Source organism: Microbacterium sp. CCNWLW41, from assembly GCF_037083505.1.
Window position 1 is genome coordinate 121,729 of the sequence record NZ_JBAOJP010000004.1, and the last position, 21,208, is coordinate 142,936.

At 71.7% G+C, this 21,208-nt stretch carries 15 protein-coding genes; 10 read left to right on the forward strand and 5 right to left on the reverse strand.

Annotated features, from left to right (window positions below; genetic code table 11):
- The first annotated feature begins 60 nt into the window (after window positions 1-60).
- From V6R91_RS15755 to def, 3 genes are read left to right on the forward strand one after another with little or no spacing between them, the layout of a single operon-like run.
- Window positions 61-3,468: a pyruvate carboxylase gene (locus V6R91_RS15755; protein ID WP_336396042.1), complete on the forward strand. Its 3,408-nt coding sequence runs from the start codon at window positions 61-63 to the stop codon at window positions 3,466-3,468.
- A 49-nt stretch (window positions 3,469-3,517) separates the two neighbouring features.
- A complete protein-coding gene (locus V6R91_RS36380; RefSeq protein ID WP_378819536.1) occupies window positions 3,518-5,701 on the forward strand; it encodes a MinD/ParA family ATP-binding protein in 2,184 nt (727 codons plus the stop codon).
- Window positions 5,701-6,192 carry a peptide deformylase gene (def, locus tag V6R91_RS15765; RefSeq protein ID WP_336396043.1) on the forward strand — a complete coding sequence of 164 codons (492 nt, stop codon included), beginning with the start codon at window positions 5,701-5,703 and terminating at the stop codon, window positions 6,190-6,192. The genes V6R91_RS36380 and def overlap by 1 nt, the downstream gene beginning before the upstream one ends.
- A 76-nt stretch (window positions 6,193-6,268) precedes the next feature.
- Here def and V6R91_RS15770 read toward each other — a convergent pair whose 3' ends face one another.
- Window positions 6,269-8,095 (reverse strand): AMP-dependent synthetase/ligase, encoded by a 1,827-nt coding sequence (locus tag V6R91_RS15770; protein WP_336396044.1) that lies wholly within the window; start codon window positions 8,093-8,095, stop codon window positions 6,269-6,271.
- Between the two features lie 158 nt (window positions 8,096-8,253).
- Here V6R91_RS15770 and V6R91_RS15775 point away from each other — a divergent pair, with 158 nt between their 5' ends.
- Window positions 8,254-8,952, forward strand: a complete 699-nt coding sequence (locus tag V6R91_RS15775) for a lysophospholipid acyltransferase family protein (RefSeq protein ID WP_067250494.1) — start codon at window positions 8,254-8,256, stop codon at window positions 8,950-8,952.
- 38 nt (window positions 8,953-8,990) lie between these two features.
- A complete protein-coding gene (locus V6R91_RS15780) occupies window positions 8,991-10,328 on the forward strand; it encodes a class II 3-deoxy-7-phosphoheptulonate synthase (RefSeq protein ID WP_067250490.1) in 1,338 nt (445 codons plus the stop codon).
- A gap of 212 nt (window positions 10,329-10,540) precedes the next feature.
- Here the strand turns inward: V6R91_RS15780 and V6R91_RS15785 are convergent, their stop codons facing one another.
- From V6R91_RS15785 to V6R91_RS15795, 3 genes are all read right to left on the reverse strand, one after another.
- The gene (locus V6R91_RS15785) at window positions 10,541-13,117 is read right to left on the reverse strand and encodes an esterase-like activity of phytase family protein (RefSeq protein WP_336396045.1); all 2,577 of its coding nucleotides are present in this window, start codon (window positions 13,115-13,117) and stop codon (window positions 10,541-10,543) included.
- 127 nt (window positions 13,118-13,244) lie between these two features.
- A complete protein-coding gene (gene pknB / locus V6R91_RS15790; RefSeq protein ID WP_336396046.1) occupies window positions 13,245-15,185 on the reverse strand; it encodes a Stk1 family PASTA domain-containing Ser/Thr kinase in 1,941 nt (646 codons plus the stop codon).
- Window positions 15,186-15,288: 103 nt separating this feature from the next.
- Window positions 15,289-16,425 (reverse strand): LysM peptidoglycan-binding domain-containing protein, encoded by a 1,137-nt coding sequence (locus V6R91_RS15795; protein WP_336396047.1) that lies wholly within the window; start codon window positions 16,423-16,425, stop codon window positions 15,289-15,291.
- A gap of 192 nt (window positions 16,426-16,617) precedes the next feature.
- Between V6R91_RS15795 and V6R91_RS15800 the strand changes: the two genes are divergently transcribed.
- On the forward strand, window positions 16,618-16,968 hold the full coding sequence (locus V6R91_RS15800; protein ID WP_231820575.1) for an Rv2175c family DNA-binding protein: 351 nt from the start codon (window positions 16,618-16,620) through the stop codon (window positions 16,966-16,968).
- Window positions 16,969-17,252: 284 nt separating this feature from the next.
- On the opposite strand, the gene V6R91_RS15805 is transcribed toward V6R91_RS15800, so the two are convergent.
- Window positions 17,253-18,341 carry a polyprenyl synthetase family protein gene (locus V6R91_RS15805; protein WP_336396048.1) on the reverse strand — a complete coding sequence of 363 codons (1,089 nt, stop codon included), beginning with the start codon at window positions 18,339-18,341 and terminating at the stop codon, window positions 17,253-17,255.
- Between the two features lie 89 nt (window positions 18,342-18,430).
- Here V6R91_RS15805 and V6R91_RS15810 point away from each other — a divergent pair, with 89 nt between their 5' ends.
- The 4 genes from V6R91_RS15810 (at window position 18,431) to V6R91_RS15825 (ending at window position 21,160) form a co-directional block, all read left to right on the forward strand.
- A complete protein-coding gene (locus V6R91_RS15810) occupies window positions 18,431-18,805 on the forward strand; it encodes a DUF3040 domain-containing protein (RefSeq protein WP_231820577.1) in 375 nt (124 codons plus the stop codon).
- A 268-nt stretch (window positions 18,806-19,073) separates the two neighbouring features.
- Window positions 19,074-19,505, forward strand: a complete 432-nt coding sequence (gene mraZ, locus V6R91_RS15815; protein ID WP_067249391.1) for a division/cell wall cluster transcriptional repressor MraZ — start codon at window positions 19,074-19,076, stop codon at window positions 19,503-19,505.
- Between the two features lie 99 nt (window positions 19,506-19,604).
- Window positions 19,605-20,591 (forward strand): 16S rRNA (cytosine(1402)-N(4))-methyltransferase RsmH, encoded by a 987-nt coding sequence (rsmH, locus tag V6R91_RS15820; protein WP_336396049.1) that lies wholly within the window; start codon window positions 19,605-19,607, stop codon window positions 20,589-20,591.
- A complete protein-coding gene (locus tag V6R91_RS15825) occupies window positions 20,588-21,160 on the forward strand; it encodes a hypothetical protein (RefSeq protein WP_336396050.1) in 573 nt (190 codons plus the stop codon). Before rsmH ends, V6R91_RS15825 begins: the two co-directional genes overlap by 4 nt.
- The last annotated feature ends 48 nt before the right edge of the window (window positions 21,161-21,208 follow it).

The window sequence follows — 21,208 nt, forward strand, 5'->3', positions numbered from 1 at the left end:
AACACTCAGCCCCGCCCATGCGCGCGCTTTCCGTGCGCGCATCGAGCACACGAGGTGCGCATGTTCCAGAAGATCCTTGTGGCCAATCGCGGTGAGATCGCGATCCGGGCCTTCCGAGCGGCATTCGAGGCGGGGGCGCGCACGGTCGCGGTGTTCCCGCACGAGGACCGCGGATCCCTCCACCGGCTGAAGGCCGACGAGGCGTATGAGATCGGGGAGCGCGGGCACCCGGTCCGTGCCTACCTCGACGTGGACGAGATCATCCGCGTGGCCGTGGAGAGCGGAGCGGACGCGATCTATCCCGGCTACGGGTTCCTGTCGGAGAACCCCGAACTCGCGGCGAAGGCCGCGGACAACGGCATCGTGTTCATCGGTCCGCCCGCCGCCGTCCTGGAGATGGCGGGGAACAAGGTCGAGGCGAAGCGGCACGCGATCGAGGCCGGGGTCCCGGTGCTGCGCTCGACCGAGGCGTCGGACGACGTCGAGGCCCTCGTGGCGCAGGCCGAGGGGATCGGTTTCCCGCTGTTCGCGAAGGCGGTCGCTGGCGGGGGCGGGCGCGGCATGCGGCGCGTCGAGACCATGGGGGAGCTGGCGCCGGCCCTGGCCGAGGCGATGCGCGAGGCCGAGAGCGCCTTCGGAGACCCGCGGATGTTCCTGGAGCAGGCCGTCGTGCGCCCTCGCCACATCGAGGTGCAGGTGCTGGCGGACAAGACCGGTGAGACCGTCCATCTGTTCGAGCGGGACTGCTCGGTGCAGCGACGCCATCAGAAGGTCGTCGAGATCGCCCCGGCGCCGAACCTCGACGACGAGACCCGCTCCGCCCTGCACGGCTACGCGGTCGCCTTCGCCCGCTCGATCGGATACGAGAACGCGGGGACCGTGGAGTTCCTGCTGGAGACCGCCGGCGACCGGGCGGGCGAGGTCGTCTTCATCGAGATGAACCCGCGCATCCAGGTCGAGCACACCGTCACCGAGGAGATCACCGACGTCGACCTCGTGCAGACCCAGCTCCGCATCGCCGCGGGGGAGACCCTCGCCGACCTCGGGCTGCGACAGGACGAGATCCGCCAGCGCGGCGCCGCGCTGCAGTGCCGCATCACGACGGAGGACCCCACGCAGGGGTTCCGCCCCGACACGGGCAAGATCACGACCTACCGTTCGCCCGGCGGAGCGGGGATCCGTCTCGACGGCGGCACGGTGCACCAGGGCGCGCAGATCAGCCCGCACTTCGACTCGATGCTCTCCAAGCTGACCTGCCGGGGCCGGGACTTCCCCGCCGCCGTGGCCCGGGCACGCCGCGCGCTGGCCGAGTTCCGCATCCGCGGCGTGTCGACCAACATCCCGTTCCTGCAGGCGCTCCTGGATGACCCCTCGTTCGTCGCGGGGGACATCAGCACCTCTTTCATCGACGAGCGCCCGGAGCTGCTGCAGGGCCGGGTGTCGAAGGACCGCGGCACCAAGATCCTCAACTGGCTCGTCGACGTCACCGTCAACAAGCCGAACGGCGAGCACCCCGGTCACGCGGACCCCCGTCTGAAGCTCCCCGAGACCGATCTGGCGGCCGAACCCGCGCCGGGATCGCGCCAGCGTCTCCTCGAGCTCGGCCCGGAAGGGTTCGCCCGGGCGCTGCGTGCGCAGAGCGGCGTGGCGGTCACGGACACGACCTTCCGCGACGCGCACCAGTCGCTGCTCGCGACGCGCGTGCGCACGCGCGACCTCGTCGCGGCGGCGCCCTACCTGGCACGGCTGACGCCGGAGCTGCTGTCGGTCGAGGCGTGGGGCGGGGCGACGTACGACGTGGCGCTGCGCTTCCTCGGCGAGGACCCGTGGGAGCGTCTGGACAAGCTCCGCGCGGCGCTGCCGAACGTGGCGATCCAGATGCTGCTGCGCGGCCGCAACACCGTCGGGTACACCCCCTACCCGACGGCCGTGACCGAGGCGTTCGTCCAGGAGGCCGCGGCATCGGGGATCGACGTGTTCCGCATCTTCGACGCGCTCAACGACGTCTCTCAGATGCGGCCCGCGATCGACGCCGTCCGTGCCACCGGGACCACGGTCGCCGAGGTCGCCCTCTGCTACACCGGCGATCTGATGGACCCCGCCGAGAGCCTCTACACGCTGGACTACTACCTGCGCCTCGCGGACGACATCGTCGAGGCCGGCGCCCACGTGCTCGCGATCAAGGACATGGCGGGACTCCTGCGACCGGCGGCGGCCGCGCGCCTGGTCTCCGCGCTGCGCGACCGCTTCGAGCTGCCGGTGCACCTGCACACGCACGACACCCCTGGTGGCCAGCTCGCGACGCTCCTGGCCGCCAGCGCGGCCGGCGTCGACGCCGTGGACGCCGCGTCCGCTCCGCTGTCCGGCACGACCAGTCAGCCCTCGCTGTCCGCCCTCGTCGCCGCGCTCGCGCACACGGAGCGCGACACCGGACTGTCGCTGGCGGCCGTGTCGGATCTGGAGCCGTACTGGGAGGCGGTCCGGCACCAGTACGCGCCGTTCGAGGCGGGCCTGCCCGGCCCGACCGGGCGCGTGTACCACCACGAGATCCCCGGCGGCCAGCTCTCCAATCTGCGTCAGCAGGCCAAGGCGCTCGGGCTCGAGAACGACTTCGAGCTGATCGAGGACATGTACGCGGCGGCCGATGCGATCCTCGGCCGCGTCCCGAAGGTGACGCCGTCCTCCAAGGTCGTGGGCGATCTCGCACTGCATCTCGCGGCGGTGCGCGCGGATCCGGCGGACTTCGCCGCCAACCCGGAGCGCTACGACGTGCCCGACTCGGTCGTCGGCTTCATGGCCGGCGAGCTCGGTGACCTGCCGGGCGGGTGGCCCGAGCCCTTCCGCACGAAGGTCCTCGCCGGTCGCACCGTGCCGGTCGGCATCACCGACATCTCGGACGAGGACGCGGCGGCGCTGGGCGCGGACGCCACGACCCGGCGCCAGATCCTCAACCGGCTGCTCTTCCCCGCGCCGACCCGTGACCTCGCCCAGGTGCGGGAGCTGTTCGGCGACCTGTCCGTCCTGGACACTGCGGACTACCTGTACGGCCTGGTCCCCGGCCAGGAGCATCTCGTCGAGATCGACAAGGGCGTGCAGCTCTACGTCGGCCTGGAGGCGATCGGCGAGGCGGACGAGAAGGGGATGCGCACCGTCATGACGACGCTCAACGGGCAGCTGCGCCCCGTGTTCGTCCGGGACCGGTCGATCGTCGTGGACGCGCACGAGGTCGAGAAGGCGGACACGTCGGTCCCCGGGCAGGTGGCGGCCCCGTTCTCCGGCGTGGTCACCGTCAAGTGCGAGGCAGGGGCGAGCGTGCGGGCGGGTGAGCCCGTCGCCTCCATCGAGGCCATGAAGATGGAGGCGGCCATCACAGCCCCCGTCGAGGGTGTGGTGGAGCGGATCGCGATCGCGCAGACCCAGCAGGTGGAGGCGGGCGACCTTTTGGTCGTCATCCGACCCGCGCACTAACCTTGTGCGGGCGACACGCTCGCACAAGACTTTCCGGGGAGCACCTACCATGACCACAGATCGCAGAACGCCGAAGAAGGAAGACGAGGACGACGTCCTCGGCGTCCTCGACGACGCGGGCGCGGTCGACACGACCGCCATCGGGATCCTGGGCGTCACCGCCCAGGTCCCGGTGAACCTTCCGGTGGACGAGGACGACGACCTCGCCGACGACGACGTCGTCGACGACGATCCGTACGTCGAGCTCCTGATCGAGGAGGACCCGGCGGCCCTGGTGCCTGAGCCGGGCGCCATCGGACGCATCCACGAGGACTCCGACATCGCGGACATCGTGATCGAGCTCCCCGCCGAGGCGGTGCCGGTCGTGGAGACGGCCGACGAGGCCGAGGACGCTACGGCCGAGGTCGAGGAGGCCGTCGAGGGCGAGGCCCTGGCGGAGGAGGAGCCCGCGCACGGGACCCCGGCCGACGAGGAGCCCGCGGACGAGGTTGTAGCGGAGGGGGAGGCCCCGGCGAAGGAGGACGCTGAAGACGAGGTCCTGGCCGATGAGGGGCCCGAGGACGAGGTCTCCGCGGTCGTCGACGAGACCATCGAGGACGACGCGCAGGAGGAGTCGACCGCACCGGCTGGAGCCGACGACGCCGAGGACGAGGTCGAGGCAGAGCCTCTCGCCGACCTCGGGGCGGACGCCGTGGACGAGCGGGACGTGAAGGCGGAGGAGGACGACGCCGACGCGGAGAGCGACGCGGCGACGCCCCAGGACGCGGAGGCGGATGCGGAACCGGTCGAGGATCCGGAAGGCGCCGCCGAGGAGTCCACCCTCCTGGCCGCGGCGACGGATGCGCATCCGGATGCCCCGGCCACGCTCGCGACGCCGGAGGAGACGGTGGACGCCGAGGCCGAGGTGGACGTCGAGGCCGAGGCTGAGGCTGAGCCGGAGACCGTCGTCGCCGAGACGGACGAGCCGGACGCCGAGGCCGAGCCCGAGTCCGACACCGCGCCCGCGTCCGAGCCCGTCGCGGAGCCCGAGGCGATCGCGGAACCGGTCGAGGCGGAGCCGGCACCGACACCCGCCGAGCTTGCCGTTCCCGCCCCGGCCGCTCCGGCGGCGCGGCGTGCCCGGTCCGCCGCCCCGGCCGTCGCTGCTCCGGCGACGACCCCGAGCGAGGAGGAGCCGCCGGTGCCCACGCACGAGGAGGAACCCGTATCGCCGTCCGCGGCCGGACGGACGCCGCAGCACGGCGGGGCCGCACCGACGTCGAAGCGCCTGGGCGAGCTCGGCGAGCAGAAGCGTGAGAGCGCCGACCTGCTGACCGCGGACCGCCTGCTGGACCCCCATCAGATCGCGAAGCCGGAGCCCGAGGGGGCGTGGAACCACTTCGTGTACCGCGTCTCCGGCAAGCTCATCAACCTCGGCGACGGCCGCCGGGCGCGCGAGCGCAAGGCGCTGTCCGCACGCATCTCCGCGCCGCTGTCGGGCGGCGCTCGCTTCGTGCCGGTGCTGTCGCGGAAGGGCGGGGTCGGGAAGACCACCGTCACGGCGCTGCTCGGCATGGCGCTGGCCGATGCCCGGGACGACCGGGTGATCGCCGTCGACGCCAACCCCGATCGCGGCACGCTCGCGGACCGGATCGCCCGCACCAACGGCAAGACGGTGCGCGATCTCGTGCGGATCCACGACCGCGTGACCGGATACCACGACATCTCGGCGGTCGTCTCCCGCGACGAGACCCGCTTGGACGTGCTCGCGTCCGACACCGACCCGCGGGTGTCCGAGGCGTTCAGCGACACCGACTACGAACAGGTCGCCTCGGTCGCGGCCCACTACTACTCGCTGGTGCTGACCGACACCGGGACCGGCATCGTCCACTCGGTGATGGGGGCGACGCTGGACCACGCCGACACCCTCGTCGTCGTCGCCGGGCTCAGCGTCGACGAGGCACGACTCGCCTCCGAGACCCTCACGTGGCTGGAGACGAACGGCTATGCGGACAAGGTCCGCGACGCCGTGGTCGTCCTCAACCAGTCGACGCCCGGCGCGCCGCTGGTGCGCCTGGAGGAGCTGGAGTCCCACTTCGGCACGCGGGTGCGGCACGTCGTCCGCATCCCGTACGACCCGCAGATCGCCTCGGGGAGCGCCATCAACTACGGCGGGCTCCAGCCGCAGACGCGGCAGGCCGCGCGCGAGCTGGCCGCGCTGGTCGTCGAGGGCCTCCGGGCGCAGGTCGCCTGATGGCCGTCCGTGAGATCCGCCTGTTCGGCGACCCCGTCCTGCGCACCGTGTGCGCGCCGATCGAGCAGATCGACGACGGCGTGCGCGCCCTCGTCTCGGATCTGGTCGACACGGTGCAGCTTCCGGGGCGGGCCGGCGTCGCCGCACCCCAGATCGGGGTGGCGCTGCGCGCCTTCAGCTACAACATCGACGGCGACGTCGGGTACGTCCTGAACCCGGTGCTCGTCGAGGTGCGCGGCGAGCCCGTGCCCACCGGCGAGGGGTGCCTGTCGGTCCCGGGGCTGTGGCACGACGCCCTGCGACACCCGTGGGCGCGGGTGGAGGGCATCGACCTCGACGGCGAGCCGGTCGTGCTCGAGGGAGAGGGGCTGCTCGCCCAGGCACTGCAGCACGAGACCGATCACCTGGACGGACGCGTGTACGTCTCGCGACTCGACCCGGACACCCGTCGCCTCGCGATGCGCCAGATCCGCGAGAGCTCCTGGTTCTGACCGCCGCTGCGCTCGAAGACGCCGAAGGTCCCGATCGCTCGGGGCCTTCGGCGTCTCGGGGCGTCGGTCCGGGGCGTCAGCCCAGCGGAACGGTGGTGGTCGCCGTCGGCTCGTCGTAGATGGCGGCGATGTCGTCGGCGAAGTCCTTCAGGATGACGTTCCGCTTGATCGACAGCTTGGGGGTGAGGTGCCCGCTGGCCTCGGTCCACTCGGACGGGAGGATCGTGAACTTCCGGATGGACTCGGCCCGCGAGACTCGCGTGTTCGCGTGGTCGATCGCGCGCTGCACCTCGGCACGGACGGCGTCGTTGCGCGCGGCCTCGGCCAGGGGCATGTCCGCGGACAGGCCGTTGTTGGCGAGCCAGGCCGGGAGCATCTCCGGGTCCAGCGTGACCAGGGCGGAGATGAACGGCTTCTGGTCTCCGACGACCACGACCTGGCCGACGATCGGGTTCGCCCGGATCGGGTCCTCGAGCGCCGCAGGGGAGACGTTCTTGCCGCCGGCGGTGACGATGATCTCCTTCTTGCGGCCGGTGATCGTGAGGAAGCCCTCGTCGTCGAAGGAGCCGATGTCGCCGGTGCGGAACCAGCCGTCGTCGAACGCCTCGGCGGTCGCGTCCGGGTTGTTCCAGTACTCCTTGAAGACGTTGATTCCGCGCACCTCGATCTCGCCGTCCTCGGCGAGCCGGATCCCGACGCCGGGAAGGGCGGGACCGACGGTGCCGATCTTGGACTTGTCGGCGAGGTTGACCGTGGCGGGCGCCGTGGTCTCGGTGAGCCCGTATCCCTCGAGGATCACGACGCCGAGGCTGTGGAAGAAGTGCCCGAGGCGCGCGCCGAGCGGCGCGGAGCCGGAGATGGCGTACACGACGTTGCCGCCCATCGCCTCCCGCAGCTTGCTGTAGACGAGCCGGTCGAACAGCGCGAACTTGATGCGCAGGCCCAGGGGGATCTTCGCTCCCTCCTCCTGGAGCCGTGAGTGCTCGACCGCGGCCGCGGCGGCGGCGCGGAAGATCTTGCCCTTGCCCCCGGCCTCCGCCTTCTGCTCCGCCGAGTTGTAGACCTTCTCGAACACGCGCGGCACGGCCAGGAGGAACGTCGGCTTGAACGAGCCGAGCGCGGGGAGGAGCTGCTTCGTGTCGGGCTGGTGGCCGGTGCGCACCCCGGCGTGCACGTCGAGGATCGAGATGAACCGGGCGAAGACGTGCGCGGTGGTGATGAACAGCACGGTCGAGGCCCCCGGCGTGGAGACGACGTCGTCGAGCGCCTTGGCCGCGTTGCGGGCGAGCTCGACGAAGTTGCTGTGGGTCAGCACGCAGCCCTTCGGGCGCCCCGTGGAGCCGGACGTGTAGATGAGGGTGGCGATGTCCGCGGCGTTCGCGATCGTGCGGCGGCGCTCGACCTCCTCGTCGGTGACCTCGGCGCCCTGCGCGGTGAGCGCGTCGAGCGCGCCGAGGTGCATCTGCCAGACCTCGCGGACGAGGGGGAGGTCGCCGCGGACCTCGTCGAGGCGGGAGAAGTGCTCCGCCGACTCGACCATCACGGCGATGGCTCCCGAGTCCTCCAGGATCCACTGGATCTGGGAGGGGGAGCTGGTCTCGTAGATCGGCACCATGACGGCGCCCGCGTAGAACAGCGCGAAGTCCACGAGCGTCCACTCGTACGTCGTGCGCGCGAGGAAGCCGACCTTCTCGCCCGGCTGGATGCCGGCGGCGACGAAGCCCTTCGCCAGGGCGATGACGGCGCGCTGGAACTCGGCGGCGGAGACGTCGCGCCAGCCGGCGCCGTCGGGAACGGAGAACAGAGCGAGGTTCGGCGTCTTCTCGACGCGCTGCACCAGGAGATCGGTGATGTTCGCCTCGGGGTCGGCGGGGACGATCGCGGGGACTTCGAACTGGACCACGGCAACTCCTTCGGTACCGGACGGGTGGCGGCCTTTTCAGGAGTCTAGGCCACGCGGGGGCGGTTGCGCGGCGCATCGCGATGAGATCGAGTCGCAGATCGTCTGGGACCCGGTTCCGCACTCGTCCGTCGGGGCGCCCGGCGGTAGACTGCACGACGATGATCTACTGGATCCTGAAGTACGTCGTGATCGGCCCGGTGGTCAAGGCCGTGTTCCGGCCCTGGATCGTCGGACGCGCGAACGTCCCGGCGAAGGGCGCCGCCATCCTGGCGAGCAATCACCTGTCCTTCTCCGACTCCATCTTCCTGCCGTTGATGCTGGACCGCCCGGTGTCCTTCCTCGCGAAGAGCGACTACTTCACCGGCCGCGGGCTCAAGGGCTGGGCGACCCGGATGTTCATGAAGGGGACCGGTCAGCTTCCCATCGACCGCTCCGGCGGGAAGGCATCGGAGGCGTCGCTGAACACCGGCCTCAGCGTCCTCGGCCGGGGAGATCTCCTGGGGATCTATCCGGAGGGGACCCGCAGTCCCGACGGCAAGCTCTACCGCGGGCGCACGGGCATCGCCCGGATGGCGCTCGAGGCGCGGGTGCCGGTGATCCCCGTGGTCATGGTCGACACGGACGTGGCGATGCCGACCGGGCAGCGCATCCCCAACGTCATGCGGGTCGGGATGGTCATCGGCGAGCCTCTCGATTTCTCCCGGTACGCCGGGATGGAGAACGATCGCTACATCCTCCGATCCGTCACGGACGAGATCATGGTGGCCCTGCAGCGCCTCGGCCAGCAGCAGTACGAGGACGTCTACGCGTCGGCCGTCAAGGAGCGCCTGAGCGCGGCCGTCACACAGGCCTCCTGACGCGCGATCGCCCCGCGGGAGCCCCGTAGGATGGGGGGATGCTTCAGCACCTCGATGGAATCGACGCGTGGCGCTCCCTCCCGATCAAGCAGCAGCCCCAGTGGCCCGATGCCGCCCGCGTCGCCGAGGTCTCCACGCAGATCGCCGCCCTGCCCCCGCTCGTGTTCGCCGGTGAGGTGGACAACCTGCGCGACCGTCTCGCCCGCGCCGCCTCCGGACAGGCGTTCCTGCTCCAGGGCGGCGACTGCGCCGAGACGTTCGCCGGGGCCACGGCGGACCAGATCCGCAACCGCATCAAGACGGTGCTGCAGATGGCCGTGGTGCTCACCTACGGCGCCTCGATGCCGGTCGTGAAGATGGGCCGCATGGCCGGCCAGTTCGCCAAGCCGCGCTCCAGCGACACCGAGACGCGCGGCGACGTGACGCTTCCCGCCTACCGCGGCGACATCGTCAACGGCTACGACTTCACCGAGGGATCCCGTGAGGCCAACCCCGCACGGCTGCTGCAGGGCTACCACACCGCCGCCTCGACGCTGAACCTCATCCGGGCCTTCACCCAGGGCGGGTTCGCGGACCTGCGCGAGGTGCACTCGTGGAACAAGGGCTTCGCTCAGAACCCCGCCAACCAGCGCTACGAGCGCATGGCCGCGGAGATCGACCGGGCGATCAAGTTCATGGAGGCCGCGGGCGCGGACTTCGACGAGCTCAAGCGCGTCGAGTTCTTCACCGGTCATGAGGGGCTGCTCATGGACTACGAGCGGCCGATGACGCGGATCGACTCCCGGACGAACACGCCGTACAACACCTCCGCCCACTTCCTGTGGATCGGGGAGCGCACGCGCGACCTGGACGGCGCGCACGTCGACTACTTCTCGCGGATCCGCAACCCCATCGGCGTGAAGCTGGGCCCGACCACGACGCCCGAGACGGCGCTGGCCCTGATCGACAAGCTGGACCCGAATCGCGAGCCCGGCCGGCTGACGTTCATCACGCGGATGGGGGCGGGGAAGATCCGCGACGCCCTGCCTCCGCTGCTCGAGGCGGTCAAGGACTCCGGCGCGACGCCGCTGTGGGTCACCGACCCGATGCACGGCAACGGGATCACGTCGGCCACCGGGTACAAGACCCGGCGCTTCGACGATGTGGTCGACGAGGTGCGCGGCTTCTTCGAGGCCCACCGCGCCGTCGGCACGTTCCCCGGCGGCATCCACGTCGAGCTCACCGGCGACGACGTCACCGAGTGCCTGGGCGGGTCCGAGCAGATCGACGAAGAGGGTCTGGCGACCCGCTACGAGTCCCTGTGCGACCCGCGCCTGAACCACATGCAGTCGCTGGAGCTGGCGTTCCTCGTGGCCGAGGAGCTCGAGAAGCGCTGACGGACGCACGCGCGACGGGCGCCTCCCCGCGCGGGGAGGCGCCCTGCGCGCGTGCGTGGGCCCGCGCCGCGTTTCGTCTCGCGTCGCTCGCTCAACGACCGGGAGACGCCCTCGTTTCGTCTCGCTTCGCTCGCTCAACGACCGGGAGATACCCTCGGTCGTTGAGCGAGGAGCGCAGCGACGAGACGAAACGCGGCGCCCCAGCGCCGGGATCAGCCGCGGCGGGCTCGACGCGCCAGCACCAGCGACCCGCCGACGGCGAGCAGCCCGGCCGCGCCCAGCGCGAGCGGCAGCAGGCGTGCGGCGTCCGCGCCCGTGGCGGGCAGCGCGCCCGGGTCGCTCGGTGTCGGAGCCGCGGTCGGAGGGGCCGTCGGCTCCGGCGTCGTGCTGGGCTCGGGCGTCGTGCTGGGCTCCGGAGTTGGCTCCGGCGTCGGGGTCGGCTCCGGGGTCGGCCCGACGGCGGGGAACGCCTCCTCGGCGGTGCCCAGTCGCAGGAACACCGTCTCACCGGTGGCGTCCTTGAGACCGTCGTTGTCGGTGACCGCGTAGAGCGCGCCGTCGGCGGCGACCGCGAAGCCCTCCAGCTTCTCCTGCGTCCAGCCGTTCGTCGCCTGCAGCGCGGGGAGGACGTCGATCGCGGTGCTCTTCTCCAGCACGGTCAGACCCTCCGCCGACGGCGCGATCTCCGGGACGTCGACGCGCGTGACGCGCTTGACGGCCGCCGCAGGGCCGTTGAGCTTGTCCCGCTCGATGATCGCCAGCGTCGTGTCGTCGATCGCGGTGATCTCGGACAGGCCGATCCAGTCGCCGGCGGTCTGCGTGGCGTCGAGGCGGTAGCCGAACCAGTCCCACGTTCCGGTCGCCGGGTCCAGGCGCCCGATGCGCGTCACGCCGTCGCCGTCCACGGTCCCGGCGTCGGTATCGGTCGGGTCGTTCCACAGCGGCCGCTGGAGCACGGTCCACACGCGCAGGTCGGCTCCGGTGCCGGTCGTCGTCACGCCCTCCAGCCCCCACTTGCCCACGTGCGCGGCGATGTCCTCCGGGAGGGGGAACCGCTCGGTCACCGCTCCGTCCGCATCGGTGCGCACGACGGCGTTCTCCGGACCCGTCGCGCCCTCGACGGCGAGCCAGAAGCCGCCGTCCTCGGCCACGGCGAGGCCCTCCACGTCCAAGGCGGCGGGGGCGCCGGCCTCGGTGACGGCGAGGGAGCCGGTGATGCGCGCGGGCGCCGAGGTGACGTCCACGGTGAAGACCGTGGCGGGGGAGAGCACCGCGTCGCTGGCCGCATAGACGAGGCCGGGATCGACGGGGTCTCCCGCGAGAGCGCCGAGGGCGGACCAGCCGAGCGGGCTCCCTTCCACGGTGTCGGAGACGATGCTCGGCTGGGCGGGGGCGTCCGGTCCGAAGGTGAAGACGTTCACCGCGGCGCGGACCCCGTTCTCGGCCTCGTCCGTCTCGCTGGAGACGATGAGCAGGTCGCGCTCCGGCACCGGCAGGACGCCCTCGGGCCCGTTCGTGGTGAAGAGCACCTGGCGGAACTGCGGGGAGCGGGGATCGGTCATGTCGTAGACCGCCACGAAGTTGGAGCGCTCGCTCGCGATGAAGGCGTACGGCGTGCCGCCGAAGGTCGCGAACGCCAATCCCTCCGGCTCCGCCCCCTTCTTCTCCGCGCGCGACTCGGCGTGCAGGCCATGCTGCACGGCGAGATGCTCGAACGAGGAGCCGGCGTCCCAGACGACCGTGCCGTCGGCGGCGTCGAAGACCGTCCAGCCCCGGGTGCCGCCCTTCCAGTCGCCCTCGTTCGCGGTGGCGACCAGTCCGTCGCCCACCCAGGCGATCGCGTCGGGCTCGCGCGGCGCCGCCGGGAGCGATCCGGTCAGGTCGATCCGGCCGTCCTTCACAGTGTCCACGCCGGAGAGCGCGACCGACCCGGCGGAGAAGGCGCTCTCGATCTCACGGGTCGCGAGGTCGATGACCGCGACGCCGTTGTTCTCCTGCAGGGTGACGGCGAGCTTGTTGCGCTCGTCGATCGTCACGTACTCCGGCTCGGGGTCCTCCGGGGTGTCCCATCCCGCGGACGCGACGACGGGCACGGGTGCCCCGTCCGCATCGAGGAAGGAGACCGCGTCCGTGGTCCACCGCGCGGGGTCGTCGCCGAGGGAGAGGATCTGGACGAAGCCGGCGGGGAGCTGGGGGAGGTCCCCCTCCTCGCCGCCGTCGGGGGTGGCCTCCTCGTCGCGCTGGTTCTCCATCGCGATCGCCGCGAACGCGCCGTCAGGGGAGACCGCGATCGAGTCCGGCTGGCCCCCGAGGTCGATCGAGCGCACGAGCGAGCGGTCGGCGGCGCGGAGGACGTCGAGGCGGCCCCGGGGCGCGGTGAAGTCGCCACCCGTCTCATCCACGACCACGAGCAGGTACTCGCCGTAGGCCGTCACCGACGTCGGCTGGTCGTCGGCGTGACCGAGATCGGCGAGGTCCACGGTCCCCGTCCCGATCGGTGTCGCGGGATCGGTCACGTCGAGGAAGCCGATGCGCTTGCCCGCGGCGTCGGTGTAGACGACCGTGCCGTCCTCGGTGATCGTGGAGATCTCGGCCACGGTCGGAGCGGCAGGATCCACCCCTTCGGGGACGTTCTGGAAGACGGGATAGGTCGCGGTGCGCTGGAAGAACGCGGCGCCGGCCTCGGCCGGGGCCGCGGACTCCGCGGCCGCGGGGAGGGCGGCGGCGCCGACGACGCCGCCGGCGAGGCAGGCCGTCAGGACGGCGGCGGACAGAGGACGAAGGCGCATGGGGACTCCACGGACATCGGGGATCAGGGATGATGCCAGCGTGGAGACGCAGGGAGGCCGGACGGTGCCGGGCAGATGGACGGGAGGTGAACTCCCGGTGGCTGGATGACGCCGGTGCGCCGGCGCGTCAGAGCGACACGGTGATCGTCAGCGTCACTCGCGTCCCCAACGGCACCATCTCCCCGGTGCCGGGCTTCTGCGCGGTCACCTCGGTCGCGCTGTCGATGATGGCGTTCCACACGGGCGCGTAGTCCGCGGTGAAGCCGGCGTCTTCGAGCGCCGCCTTCGCCTCGTCCCTGGTCATCCCTCGCACATCGGGGATGGGGAACAGCTCGGGTCCGTCGGAGACGACCAGCGTGATCGTGTCCCCGGGACGCCAGTTGCCGCCTCCGTCGCGCTCCGAGGTGCTGATGACCCGGCCCTTCTCGACGTCGTCACTGAACTGGTGCTGCGTCTCGCCGAGCACGAGCTTCTTCTCCTGGAGGGCAGCGACGGCATCGTCGAGCTTCATTCCCACGACGTCGGGGAAGGCGCCGAGAGATGTGAACAGCGAGACGGTGTCGCCCTCGTGCACGGTGCACCCCTCGCCGCACTCGAACGCCTCTCCGCCGCCGCGCGGCGTGGCCAGGGCGTTGATCACGAGCCCGGCGTCGGCGTCCGCGTAGGTCGCGGTCGACGCGCCGACGACGAGGTTCAGCTTCTTCAGCGCATCCGTGGCCGCGGTCTCCGACAGGTCGTTGAGCCGCGGCACCTGCTTCTCGGCGGGGCCCTGGGAGATGATCACCGTCACCTGCGCACCCTTGTCCAGTCGCTCGCCGGCTCCCGGATCCGTGCCGATCGCCTCGCCGGCGGGGACGTCGAGGGACGTCGCCGCGCCCTGCACGGGCACGAACTCCAGTGCGGACAGCTCGGCGGATGCCTCTTCGAAGCTGCTTCCGGCGACGTCGGGGACGGCCACCCGGGAGCCCGGACCGGAGCCGAACCACCAGCCGGCGCCCGCCGCCGCGGAGGCCAGCAGGAGCACGAGCACCAGCAGGAACGCGCCGCGCGAGCGGCGACGGGCCACGCGCCGTCGCAGGATCGTGGCGTTGTCGACCGGAGCCTGCTCCGCCGTGGCGGCGGGCGCGGGCGGGGCGCCGGGCATCACCAGGGTCAGCTCGCCGGAGTCTCGCATCGGCGCGGCCGCGGAGGACGCCTTGGTCGCCGTGACCGCCGGGGTGATGCCGAGTTCCCGCTCGATGGCGCGGAGACGGTCGAGCATCTCCTGCGCATCCGAGGGTCGTTCGTCGGGCGTCTTCTCGGTCGCCCACAGGACCAGCTCGTCCAGTTGCTCGGGCACCCCGGGGTTGCGGACGCTCGGGCGCGGGACCGACTCGGTCGCGTGCTGGAAGGCGATCTGCATCGGCTGCTCGCCCTTGTACGGCTGCTCGCCGGTCAGCATCTCGTACAGCATGATGCCGAGGGCGTAGATGTCGCTGCGCGCATCCGCCGTCCCGCGGGTGACGAGCTCGGGCGCGAGGTACGCGATCGTGCCCATGAGCTGGGCGCCGGAGGCGGTGTTGGCCGTCGTGGCGCGCGCGAGCCCGAAATCGCCGATCTTGATGCGGCCGTCCTCCGCGAGCAGGACGTTCTCCGGCTTGACGTCGCGGTGGACGATGCCGGCGCGGTGCGCGGCGGCGAGACCGGCGAGCACCGCGTCCATGATCGTGATCGTCTGGGGCACCGTCAGCCGCTTCTGCTCGCGCATGAGCTCGCGCAGCGTGATGCCGGGGAGGTACTCCATGACGAGGTAGGCGAGTTCGCCGTCCTGGCCCTGGTCGAACACGTTGACGACGTGCGGATCCGCGAGGCGGGCGGCGGCGCGGGCCTCCTGGATGAAGCGGCTCTGGAAGACGGAGTCGTCGCTGAGGTGGCCGTGCATGACCTTCAGCGCGATCCGCCGCTCGAGCCGGAGATCCGTGGCGACGTAGACCGTGGCCATACCGCCGCGGGCGATCCTGGCCCGGACCCGGTACCGGCCGTCGACGAGCCGCCCGATGAGCGGGTCGGTCTGCTGGCTGGTCGTCACGTCAGAAGTCTAGAGAGGCCTTGCTGAAAGCCCCGGCAACGGCTCGCACTTGCCCGGGAACGAGCAGGGCCCGGGGCGATCGCCCCGGGCCCTGCTCACGCGGTCAGCCGAGCTCGGCGACCCAGACGTCCGTCTGCGGCTGCCAGAGCCCGTAGCGGTTCGGGAAGGCCGAGATCTGCACGGCCTGGGCGGCCTCGGTGAACGGCATCTCCTCCCAGCCCTCGATGTCGAGCAGGCCCCGAGTGGTGTCGCCGTTGGGATCCGACGGCCCCCCGTAGAAGGCACGGATGCTCCGGTCGCGGTCGTGGATCTGCTCCGGGGTTCCCCACCCGGTGCTCGGGCGCTGCTGGAACAGCCCGATCGAGTCCCGGTCGCCACCGGGCAGGTGGCGCATGTTGGATTCCACCATCGCGGTGGCGAGGGCGATGCTGATCCCGTGGTCGGAGACGCCGAGCTCGCGTCCGATCGCGACGATGAGCCGTCCGTTGTCCCGCTGCTCGTCGTCGAGGACCGTGGGCGGCGCCTGATACGGGTCGGGCGCGGGCGTCGGAGCCGGCGCGGGGTCGCCGGACGGGGCGGGGTCGGCGGCGGGGGCGGCGTCGAGGATCGGCAGAGCCGCCTCGGCCACGACCCGCAGAACCTGCTGCGGGTAGATGATCGAGTCCGGGCCCAGGCCGTTCAGCGCATAGAGCGAGGCGACCGTGGTCTGAAACCGCTCGGCGATGGCCCACAGGGTGTCGCCCGGCTGGACCGTGTACGTCGAACCGGCGTCCTCCGCGGAGCCCGCGTCGGCCGTCCCCGGATCCGAGGCCGGGGCGGGCGAGGCGGCAGGGGTGTCGGGAGGGGTGAGCCGGAGCACGTCTCCGGGGTAGATGATCGAGGCGGCGGTCAGGCCGTTCCACGAGAGCAGCTCGGAGACGGAGATGTCGAACTGAGTGGCGATGTCGTACGGGGTGTCGCCGGCGACCACGGTGTAGGCGGCCGGCGCCGCCATCGCACCGACGCCGTCGGCCGGGGCCTCCGCCGTCGTCGAGGTCATGCCCGTGTGCGTCACGCCCGCGAGCCCACGCAGGAATGCGGAGGCGTCGCGCTCCGGGCCGCGGTTCTCGCGGGGGAGGGGCTCGGGCTCCGCCGCCGCGGCGGGCAGGGCCGCCAATGCCCCGGCGACGGTGGTCAGAAAGGCGGCGGGCAGAGTCCAGCCGGTGATGGTCGCGCGTCGTCGCGCCGTGTCGGGTGCCAAGGCTTCCCCCCTTGTTCGGTCCCGAGGGGCGGTTTCCCCGGGGGCGTTCCCGGCCGAATCGGCCTCTACGACCGTGTCACGAATCGATAAACGAGTCAACTGGTGTAATGCAAAGTGACCAGTGTGACTGTTGTGATCCTGACCGGCGAGATCGCAGCCGAGGAGGCGTCGGGCGGATGAGAGCATGGAGGGGTGTCTGCGACTGAACCCGCCTCCGTGCCGACCGCCTGGTTGACCCTGCCCGAGCTCGTGGAGCGTCTCGGGGAACCCCTCGGGCGCGTCCGGCGTCTGCTCGACGAGCAGCATCTGATCGCCTCGCGCCGCGGCGGCGCCCCCGCCGTGCCCGAGGTCTTCCTGCAGGGCGACCATCCGCTGCCCTCGCTGCGGGGCACCGTGATCGTCCTCAAGGACGCTGGCTTCTCCGACGATGAGGCGATCGACTGGCTGCTCGCTCCCGACGACACCATCGGTCGCGCGCCGATCGAGGCTCTGCGCGACGGGCATAAGAGCGAGGTGCGTCGCGTCGCCCGGACGCTCGCCTGACGCCTGACGCCTGACGCGGTCTCGTCTTCGCGCGCGCGTCCTCGCGCGAGTCAGCCCGCGGGCTCGCCAGTTCAGGCGTTCGCGCGGGGTCAGGCGGGATCCGGTGCTCTGCGCCTGATCTGGCGTGTTGGCCTGTTCTGGCTTGCTTGGGTGCGATCAGGCCACGCGTCCACGTGGTGATGCCGGGTCAGGCGTTCGGGCGGGATCAGGCGGGATGTGTCCGTGGGAGCCTGATCTGGCGTGTTGGCCTGTTCTGGTGTGGGCCGGGATCAGGCCGAGCGGGATCAGGCCGAGCGCACCGTCGCGGCTTCGGCGAGGGCGCGCAGCTCGGTCGTGGCCTCCGCGTCGAGACGTGCGTCGCGCAACGCCTCCTCGGCCTCCGTCCCGTACCGCGCGATGAGCTCCTCCACCCGTGCAAGCGCCCCGGACTCGACGATGGTCGCCTGCAGGGATTCGATCTGATCGCGGGTCAGGGCGGGATCGCCGAGGAGCTCGTCCACGATCCGTCGGCCCGGTGCTGCCAACGCCTCGCGCGTCCACGCGATGAGGAGGGTCCGCTTGCCCTCGCGGAGGTCGTCGCCGGAGGGCTTGCCGGTCACGCGTTCATCGCCGAAGACCCCCAGGACATCGTCGCGGAGCTGGAAGGCCATGCCGATCGGATGGCCGAAGCCGCGCAGGGCCTCGCGCTGCGCGGCATCGGCGCCGGCGAGCGCCCCGCCCATGAGCAGAGGCTGCTCGACGCTGTAGCGCGCGGCCTTGAGCGAGACGATGCGCAGTGCCCGGGTGGCGTGCTCGGCGTCGTCGTTCACGCTCCAGGCGGACTCCTCGGCGATGTCGAGGTACTGACCGAGGGTCACGTCACGTCGCATCCGCGCGTATTCGGCGCGCACGGCAGCGGCGGCGGAGTGCCCGGCCAGGCCGTGCTCCAGCAGGTCGTCGCTCCAGGCCACGAGGAGGTCGCCGAGGAGCAATGCGGCGGAGCGGCCGAATCCGGCGGCGGGACCGGACCACCCGGCGGCGACGTGCTCCGCCTCGAACGCGCGGTGCGCGGACGGGCGGCCGCGGCGGGTGTCGGAATTGTCGACGAGGTCGTCGTGCACCAGAGCGGCGGCCTGGAACACCTCGAGCGCGGCGCACACGTCCCACACGGCGTCGTTCTCGGCGGCCTGCGGATCCGTGGCGCGGGCGACCGCGGCCCAGGCGGTCCGGCAGAAGCGCGCCCGCAGCCCCTTGCCCCCCTCGAGGGTCCGCGCGGCGGCCTCGACGAACGCCGCAGCGTCCGGACCGTCGCCGGCGGTCTCGGTGCGCATGCGCGCGATCAAAGCGTCGACGCGGGCCGTGACGGCCGCCAGAACGGGAGACGGATTCGGCACGCTTACAGCCTACTGAGCGTACGGCGAACATCTAGCTTCGCGGGAGCGCGCGAGCGTAGACTGGAGGGAACTCAACCCGAGGGGGACGAATGCCACTCTCAGAACAGGAGCAGCGTCTGCTCGACGAGATGGAACGCCATCTCATGCAGAACGACGCCGATGTCGTCAGCGCGCCCGCAGGCGACCGCACACTGAGCTATCGCAATCTCGTGTACGGCGCGGTCCTCCTGCTCGCCGGCGTCGGCGCCCTCGTCGCGGGAGTCGCCATCGGCGACGTCCTGGGAATCGTCATCGGCGTCGTGGGCTTCGCCGCGATGCTCGGTGGCGTCATGCTGGCCGTGACCCCCGTGCGCAGGACGGCCCCGCCGGCCGCGCGCCCCGATCACGGCACCAAGGCACCGGCCGGTCCCTCCTTCATGGATCGGATGAACGATCGCTGGGATCGTCGACACGAGGAACGATGATCCCGTGACGGGGTGACCGTCACTCCTTCGAAGGGCCCGGGTGCTTCCGCATCCGGGCCCTTCGTCGTTTCCTCCACCGGCCCTCCACCTGCACTCCACTTCCCTCCACCGGCCCTCGTCCCCGTGATTCCGCGGGACGAGGGCCTTTTCGGTGTCCGTGAACCTGGGAATCCGCGACATTGCCGTAGGAAAGTGGAGGAGAGTGGAGTAAAGTGGAGGAAGCGGGTCAGCAGGGCGCGACGGGCGGCAAGAACGGGGGTGAGGGCCGATGCTGTTGGGCACCCATTCCCCCAAGCTCGACGACAAGGGCCGCGTCATCCTCCCGGCCAAGTTCCGTGAGGATCTGGCGGGCGGCGTGGTCGTCACCCGCGGGCAGGACCGGTGCCTCTACGTCTTCAGCACCGCCGAGTTCGAGACCGTCCACGAGCGGATCCGGCAGGCGCCGCTGAGCAACAAGGAGGCCCGCGCGTTCCTGCGCATGTTCCTCTCCGGTGCCAGCGCCGAGATGCCGGACAGCCAGAACCGCATCACCATCCCCGCCCACCTCCGGACCTACGCGGGGCTGGAGAAGGAGCTCGTCGTCACCGGTGTCGGCGCCCACGCCGAGATCTGGGACGCCGCCGCGTGGAACGCCTACGCGGAGGGCAACGAGGACGCATACGCAGACATGGAAGAGGAGGTGATCCCGGGACTGTTCTGACCTGGGTCGTGACTCCCAGCCGCTCCCACCCGGCGCACCTTCCCCGGTGCCGGGCCGAGCGGATGGGGATCAGGATCCAGGATCGGGGCCCCGCACATCATGGGCATCCGCGACATCCACACCCCGGTCCTCCTCGACCGCTGCGTCGAGCTGCTGGCCCCGGCCCTGCAGCACGACGGTGCGATCCTCGTCGACGCCACGCTGGGCATGGGCGGGCACTCCGAGGCGTTCCTGGAGCGTCTCCCGAACATCCGCCTGATCGGCCTCGACCGCGACACGGACGCCCTGCGGATCGCGGGGGAGCGCCTCGCGCGCTTCAGCGACCGGGTGACCCTGGTGCACACGGTCTACGACGCGATCGGCGAGCACGCCGACGGCGCATCCGGGATCCTCTTCGACCTGGGCGTGTCCTCCCTCCAGCTCGACGAGGCCGACCGCGGCTTCGCCTACGCGAAGGATGCGCCGCTGGACATGCGGATGGATCAGACCTCCGGCATCACCGCCGCCGAGGTCGTCGCCACGTACTCCGAGGGGAATCTGCGGCGCATCTTCGAGCGGTACGGCGAGGAGAAGCTCGCCGCCCGCTATGCGCGGGCGATCCTCCACGCTCGTGAGCAGGCCCCGCTGACGCGATCGGGCGACCTCGTCGACGTGCTGGTCGCGGCGACCCCCGCCGCGGCGCAGCGCGCAGGCCACCCCGCCAAGCGGGTCTTCCAGGCGTTGCGGATCGAGGTCAACCGCGAGCTCAGCGTCCTGGCCGACGCGATCCCCGCCGCCATGGACGCCCTGGAGGTCGGCGGGCGCATCGTCGTGATGTCGTACCAGTCCCTCGAGGACCGCCTGGTCAAGCAGGCCTTCGCCGCGGCCTCGTCGTCGACGGCGCCGGCAGGCCTGCCGATGGAGCTCCCGGAGCACGCGCCGCGGTTCCGCACGCTCACCAAGGGCGCCGAGCAGGCGTCCGAGGCCGAACGCGCGACCAACCCGCGCGCGATCCCGGTCCGTCTCCGCGCCGCCGAGCGCATCCGTCCCGCCCTGACCCCTCCGGCCGAAGCGCGCCGCCGCGAACAGAGGAGCACATCCGCATGAGCCTCGCCGCCGAACCCCTGCTGCCGGGAACCGAGGAGCCGGGCCGTGAGCGCCGACTCCGCCCGCTCGAGCGACCGGCGTCCCGTCGCCGCCCCAAGCTCGTCTACGCCATCGTGGCGCTGGCCGGCGCCGTGCTCATCGGCATCGCACAGATCGCGCTCTCGATCGCGACGACGCAGGACTCTTTCACCGTGGCCCAGCTGACGCAGCAGAACAAGGAGCTGACCTGGCAGGGCCAGGCCGCCGCCGAGGAGCTCGCCGGTCTCAGCTCGCCGCAGTCCCTCGCCGCGGCGGCCGCGGACCTGGGGCTCGTCGTGGGCGGCAGCGCCAACTACATCCGTCTCAGCGACGGCGCGCTCATCGGGGCGGGGGAGGGCGCAGGGTACGCCTCGACGGTGAACCCACGCGGCTCCGGCGCGGTGCCGAACGCGCTGGTCTCCGACACGCCGGAGGAGACGGCCGGTGCACCGGTGTCCGAGGGCGTAGAACCGGTTACGGAGACACCGGACACGAACGTCCCGCCGCAGGCCGAGGGCCTGCCGACCCCGTCCTTCGGCGGCACGGAATAGACGACGGACGACACCGGCGGACGGGCGTCCGGCACACGACAGCGACGG

Bases quoted from the DNA above. Each gene is read 5' to 3' on its own strand.
- V6R91_RS15755 (WP_336396042.1), top strand. From the start codon at position 61: ATGTTCCAGAAGATCCTTGTGGCCAATCGCGGTGAGATCGCGATCCGG.
- V6R91_RS36380 (WP_378819536.1), top strand. From the start codon at position 3,518: ATGACCACAGATCGCAGAACGCCGAAGAAGGAAGACGAGGACGACGTC.
- def (WP_336396043.1), top strand. From the start codon at position 5,701: ATGGCCGTCCGTGAGATCCGCCTGTTCGGCGACCCCGTCCTGCGCACC.
- V6R91_RS15775 (WP_067250494.1), top strand. From the start codon at position 8,254: ATGATCTACTGGATCCTGAAGTACGTCGTGATCGGCCCGGTGGTCAAG.
- V6R91_RS15780 (WP_067250490.1), top strand. From the start codon at position 8,991: ATGCTTCAGCACCTCGATGGAATCGACGCGTGGCGCTCCCTCCCGATC.
- V6R91_RS15785 (WP_336396045.1), bottom strand. From the start codon at position 13,117: ATGCGCCTTCGTCCTCTGTCCGCCGCCGTCCTGACGGCCTGCCTCGCC.
- V6R91_RS15810 (WP_231820577.1), top strand. From the start codon at position 18,431: ATGCCACTCTCAGAACAGGAGCAGCGTCTGCTCGACGAGATGGAACGC.
- mraZ (WP_067249391.1), top strand. From the start codon at position 19,074: ATGCTGTTGGGCACCCATTCCCCCAAGCTCGACGACAAGGGCCGCGTC.
- rsmH (WP_336396049.1), top strand. From the start codon at position 19,605: ATGGGCATCCGCGACATCCACACCCCGGTCCTCCTCGACCGCTGCGTC.
- V6R91_RS15825 (WP_336396050.1), top strand. From the start codon at position 20,588: ATGAGCCTCGCCGCCGAACCCCTGCTGCCGGGAACCGAGGAGCCGGGC.